The sequence below is a fragment of the Gracilimonas sp. genome (assembly GCF_035704785.1).
In the GTDB taxonomy this organism is placed as follows: Bacteria; Bacteroidota; Rhodothermia; order Balneolales; family Balneolaceae; genus Gracilimonas.
On record NZ_DASSWP010000149.1, the window covers coordinates 1 to 5,060 of the forward strand.

Annotated in this window: 5 protein-coding genes; 4 read left to right on the forward strand and 1 reads right to left on the reverse strand. The window is 42.9% G+C overall.

Features of this window, described 5'->3' with window-relative positions; genetic code table 11:
• The 3 genes from VFM80_RS08855 to VFM80_RS08865 form a co-directional block, all read left to right on the forward strand.
• On the forward strand, window positions 1–634 hold a 634-nt coding region (locus VFM80_RS08855), incomplete at its 5' end, for an ABC transporter permease (RefSeq protein ID WP_395071468.1).
• Between the two features lie 73 nt (window positions 635–707).
• Window positions 708–3,134 carry an ABC transporter permease gene (locus tag VFM80_RS08860; RefSeq protein WP_395071469.1) on the forward strand — a complete coding sequence of 809 codons (2,427 nt, stop codon included), beginning with the start codon at window positions 708–710 and terminating at the stop codon, window positions 3,132–3,134.
• 97 nt (window positions 3,135–3,231) lie between these two features.
• A complete protein-coding gene (locus tag VFM80_RS08865) occupies window positions 3,232–3,924 on the forward strand; it encodes an ABC transporter ATP-binding protein (RefSeq protein ID WP_395071470.1) in 693 nt (230 codons plus the stop codon).
• Here the strand turns inward: VFM80_RS08865 and VFM80_RS08870 are convergent.
• Window positions 3,921–4,382, reverse strand: coding sequence for a hypothetical protein (locus VFM80_RS08870; protein ID WP_395071471.1), 462 nt, complete (start codon window positions 4,380–4,382; stop codon window positions 3,921–3,923). The two genes, VFM80_RS08865 and VFM80_RS08870, sit on opposite strands and share 4 nt — an antisense overlap.
• Before the next feature lie 93 nt (window positions 4,383–4,475).
• Here VFM80_RS08870 and VFM80_RS08875 point away from each other — a divergent pair, with 93 nt between their 5' ends.
• Window positions 4,476–4,868, forward strand: coding sequence for a hypothetical protein (locus tag VFM80_RS08875; protein ID WP_395071472.1), 393 nt, complete (start codon window positions 4,476–4,478; stop codon window positions 4,866–4,868).
• Window positions 4,869–5,060: the final 192 nt, after the last annotated feature.

Genomic DNA, 5,060 nt, shown 5'->3' on the forward strand with positions numbered 1-5,060 from the left:
AGTCATTGGAGTAGTCAGTGATTTTCATTTCAAACCCCTTTACGAACGTGTACATCCAATAGCATTGCAACATATGAATAGCCAAGATTATGGTTCTCCCAACACTGTTTTAGTAAAAGCTTCTTCAGGTTCTTTAAGTGAGACCATTTCCAAGCTTTCAGAAACATGGAATCAGATCGCCCCTCAAGAACCGTTCAACTATAACTTCCTCGATGAGATGTTAGCGCTCCAATACATGGAAGAAAAGCGCTGGCGGAACATTATCCAGTTTGCATCCTTTATGGCCATTGCCTTGGCTTGCTTTGGACTATTTGGGTTAGCCGCCTTATCTGCCCAGCGAAGAACCAAAGAGATCGGCATCCGAAAAGTAATGGGAGCAACGATCACGCATATTGTAGCTTTGCTATCAAAAGATTTCGTTAAACTTATCATCATAGGTTTTGTGTTAGCCATCCCGGTGGCCTGGTATTCTATCAATCTATGGCTTAGTGAATTTGCTTATAGGATTGAAATTGGCCCGTCCATTTTTATATTTGCAGGCGCAACTGCTTTAGTGATCGCATTACTGACGGTAAGCTGGCAATCCATTAAAGCCGCAGTAGCGAATCCTGTAGACAGTTTAAGAAGTGAATAACTTAATGTAGTAAAGTGCGTACGTGCTTACGATAGAGTGCACGTACGCACTTTTACACGTAAACACATTACCCATGCTCAAAAATTACATCAAAATTGCTTTACGGAATATTCGTAAAAACCCGGGGTATTCCTTTATCAATATCTCCGGGCTGGCCTTAGGAATGGGAGTCTGTATCCTGATCCTTCTATACGTTCAGTTTGAACTCAGTTATGATAAATATCATGACAATTCTGATCGAATAGTGCGAGCTACCCGGGCTTGGTTTAATCAGGATGGTGAAACCAGTCTTCATCTTGGTCATGCAGCCCCTCCTTTTGGCCCCATGTTGGAGAATGATTTTGAAGGTACCGTAGAAGAAATGGTGCGCTTTTTCCAGGTCAATCCCCTGCTCCGCTATGAGGACAAATCTTTTGTAGAAGATCGTTTTTTCTTTGCCGACCCTGAAGTTTTTGACATGTTTTCCTGGAAGATGATAGAAGGAGATCCTGCAACAGCTCTTACTTATCCGGATGGCATTGTACTAACCGAAAGCATGGCTGAGAAATATTTTGGAGATGAAGACCCCATGGGTAAAGCCTTTGAAGGAGAAGTTCAGGGAGTTGATCTGCAATTTCAGGTGCGGGGTATTATTGAGGATGTACCTGAAAACTCCCATTTCCAATTCGATTTCCTTGCTTCTATGGAACCGGTTGTACAGTTCTATGGTGGTCAGGCTGCTATGATGCAGAATTATGGGAGTAATAATTTTGCCACCTATCTCTTGCTTCCCGAAGGATATGATTATCAAAGATTACAAGACCAGATCCCTGCTTTTATGGATCGTAACCTGGCCCAAGAGGGACATGACCGACCAGCTTCTGAAGGCACGATGTTGATCCTACAGCCTCTCACTGACATCCACCTGCACTCCAACCTGGATTCTGAAATTGAGGCTAACAGTCGTATCGAATATATTTACATATACACCGCTATCGCCCTTTTTATCCTGATCATTGCCTGCATCAATTTCATGAACCTCAGTACAGCCCGATCGGTTAAACGTGCCGTGGAAGTTGGGTTAAGAAAGGTGATCGGAGCTGACCGTACCTCCCTGATAAAGCAGTTTATTGGAGAGTCTATGGTGATGGCTTTGTTGTCGTTATTTCTTGCCATTCTCCTGGTAGAATTGATCCTTCCTTTCGCCAATGATTTTATCGATAAAGATCTGAACCTCAACCTGTTTCAAAACTATACACAGCTTATCGGAATGATCGGCATTGTGGGTTTTGTTGGCTTGGTTGCCGGCAGTTATCCTGCTTTTTTCCTATCCGGATTTGAACCGGCAAGTGTCCTGAAAGGAACTTTTAAAGCCGGCAAAGTGCATGAGCGATTTCGTTCGGTACTTGTGATCACTCAATTTACTATTTCCATTGCACTGATCGCAAGTATGCTCGTGGTATTTACGCAACTGAATTTTATGAAGAATAAGGATCTCGGTTTCGATAAAGAAAATGTAGCCGTGCTTCCGGTCAGTGAGCAGATCACCTCAAACTATGAAAATATTCGTCAACGCCTGCTTTCACATCCCGGAATCCTGAATGTTTCCGTGGCAAGCCGGGTTCCGTCCGGGCGACTGCTTGATTCTCAGGGAGCTTCTGCAGAAGTAGATGGGGAGCTCAGAGAAATTGATTTCAGGATCGCTGATATTCACGTTGCCCATGATTACATACAGACTTTTAACATGAACCTTGTAGCCGGCCGTGATTTTGACATTAATCTTGCCAGTGATTCTACAGAGTCCTTTATTTTAAATGAATCCGCGGTGCGCACCATTGGCTGGACATCACCTGAGGATGCCATTGATAAGGAATTTCATTACGGGAACCGCCGGGGACGTGTGATCGGGGTAGTTCAAGACTTTAACTTTGAGTCACTGCACCAATCTATCGCCCCCATTGTGTTCCTGATCCCGGATGACCGTATCAACAGCATCGCCATCAAGATCAGAGATAGTGAACGGGAAGCCACCCTTGAATTTCTGGAAGAACAGTGGGCTACCCTTCGTCCCGGATATCCATTTTCCTACTATTTTGTGCAGGAGAATTTTGATGAGCAGTACCGGGCTGAAGAACGGCTGGGAACTTTATTTGGATTTTTTGCGGTCCTGGCGATCATAATAGCTGCACTTGGATTGTACGGCATGGCTTCCTTTACCACTCAGCAACGAGTGAAAGAGATCGGTATCCGAAAAGTACTTGGGGCTTCCGTATCTCAGATCGTACTTCGCTTATCTACCAAATTCACAGCACTCGTTCTGATAGCAATTATTATTGCCATTCCCGTAGCCTGGTTTGCAATGAAACAATGGCTGGCTAACTTTGCTTACCAGATTGATATTCCGGTTTGGGCATTTACGCTGGCGGCTATAACTGCTTTACTTATTGCATTAGTTACCATCAGCTGGCAATCAATAAAAGCTGCAGTGGCGAACCCTATAGAAAGTTTAAGAAGTGAATAATTAATAACCGTCAGCTCTCAGGCTTCAGCTTTCAGTTTTATCAAGATCGAAAAACTGAAAGCTGATAGCTGACGGCTGATTGCTCAAAACAAAACCTATGATCCAACTAAGAAATATCGACAAATACATCGACAAACGGTTCCAACGAACCTTCATCCTGAAGGGCATAGACCTGAATATTGAGGAAGGGGAATTCGTGACCATCATGGGGCCGAGTGGCGCCGGGAAATCGACCTTAATGAACATCCTCGGTTTTTTGGATGATCCCTCTGAAGGTGAGTATAAATTCCTGGGAGAACCGGTTCACAATCTCAGCGAAAAGAAAAAATCGGAATATCATAAATCTCATATAGGGTTTGTATTCCAGGCTTATCACCTGCTGGATGAATTGACCGTGTACGAGAATATCGAAATGCCGCTTCTGTACCGTAAAGTCTCCGGGAAACAGCGTAAGGCTATGGTAGCCGATATTCTGGATCGATTCAATATTGTAGCAAAAAAGGATCTGTTTCCTTCACAACTTTCCGGCGGACAGCAACAGGTTGTTGGAGTTGCACGAGCCATCATCGGAAACCCAAAATTGATCCTCGCAGATGAGCCTACCGGCAACCTTCACTCTGAACAAAGCGAGCAGATCATGGAAATGTTCAAAAAGCTGAATGACGAGGGAGTTACTATCATTCAGGTTACTCATTCAGAGAAAATGGCTGCTTATGGCAATCGTATCATAAATTTGAAAGACGGAGCCCTTGTAAAAGAGAACCCATATGAAGAAGCCGCAGAAAGTTAGTTTTCCAGTATTCGCAACTCTGCAACCCGTGCATTTTCTTTTATGTTGCAACCGGCTTCAGAAACGGTAACATTCATTGACAAACGGTCCGGGTTAGATTCATCCGCTGAAAGCAGGTAACTGTTTGCAACTAGTCCGGCTTTGCTGGCATGTTGATGGGGAGTGATCAAGGCGCTGCTTTTTTCAGGCAGATCAACTCTTTCATTAGAAATTATTTTGTATGGTCCATGGCCAAGTTTCCACCATCCGTAATCGTCTTCTGTTTTTTGTTTTTCCGGAGTTAGCTTTTCGGTGGCAGCCGGCTTGAATTCACTTCCTCCAAAATCGAGTGACCCCGCTCCGGTTATTCTGTGTACCTCAGCTACCGTTAGATCCAAGTGGTCCGGATGTTTCTGTGTTTCCCTGTGAATGATATTTGAGACCTGCTCAATTAATTTATCCGATATCAAAAATGCCATAGAACTTCTCCTTTTATTTACATTTTCGTGTATGTTAACAACAAAACCACACAGCAACACATTCAGAAATACGTATTTCTAAACTCCTGATTGATGCTAAATTTCTTTAAAAAACTTATTTCCTCTACTTATTCCATTTCCAAACAGGAAGCTATTCCAAAGCCCGACATACTACAGCTTGTTCAAAGGATTCAGAGTAAAGAAGAAAAATCTGACATTGAACCCGGGCGCAGAATCCATGAATTTGAGCTTGGAACATATACTCTCCGCCTTGATTGCGATATCACAAAAAACTATCGGATCACAGTTTCACTGGGAAATGAGCGGATATACAGCTTCACTGTTTTTGCTGAACAACACGACTATGAAAAACTTGAAGCAGCCTATTCAATGATCGTCGACTTCTTAACGACCGAGCAATCTCTTGAAAATCTTCCGAATAATGATCTTTTGAAAGGTTTTTATTTTGGAAATAGAAGCAGTTAAACCGTTCAAAAATGAACACCAGTGTTAGTTTTCGAACAGTTTTGGAAGCAAAAACCCTCTCCATTCAGCCTGAATAATACTTAATATTATATGGCACATTTTTTGATTCCTTAATTACATATCACTGTTAACTGAAACCGGACCTGCCATGCACAATGTTCGAGTACAATTCTCCGTCCCCAATGTCGAAAA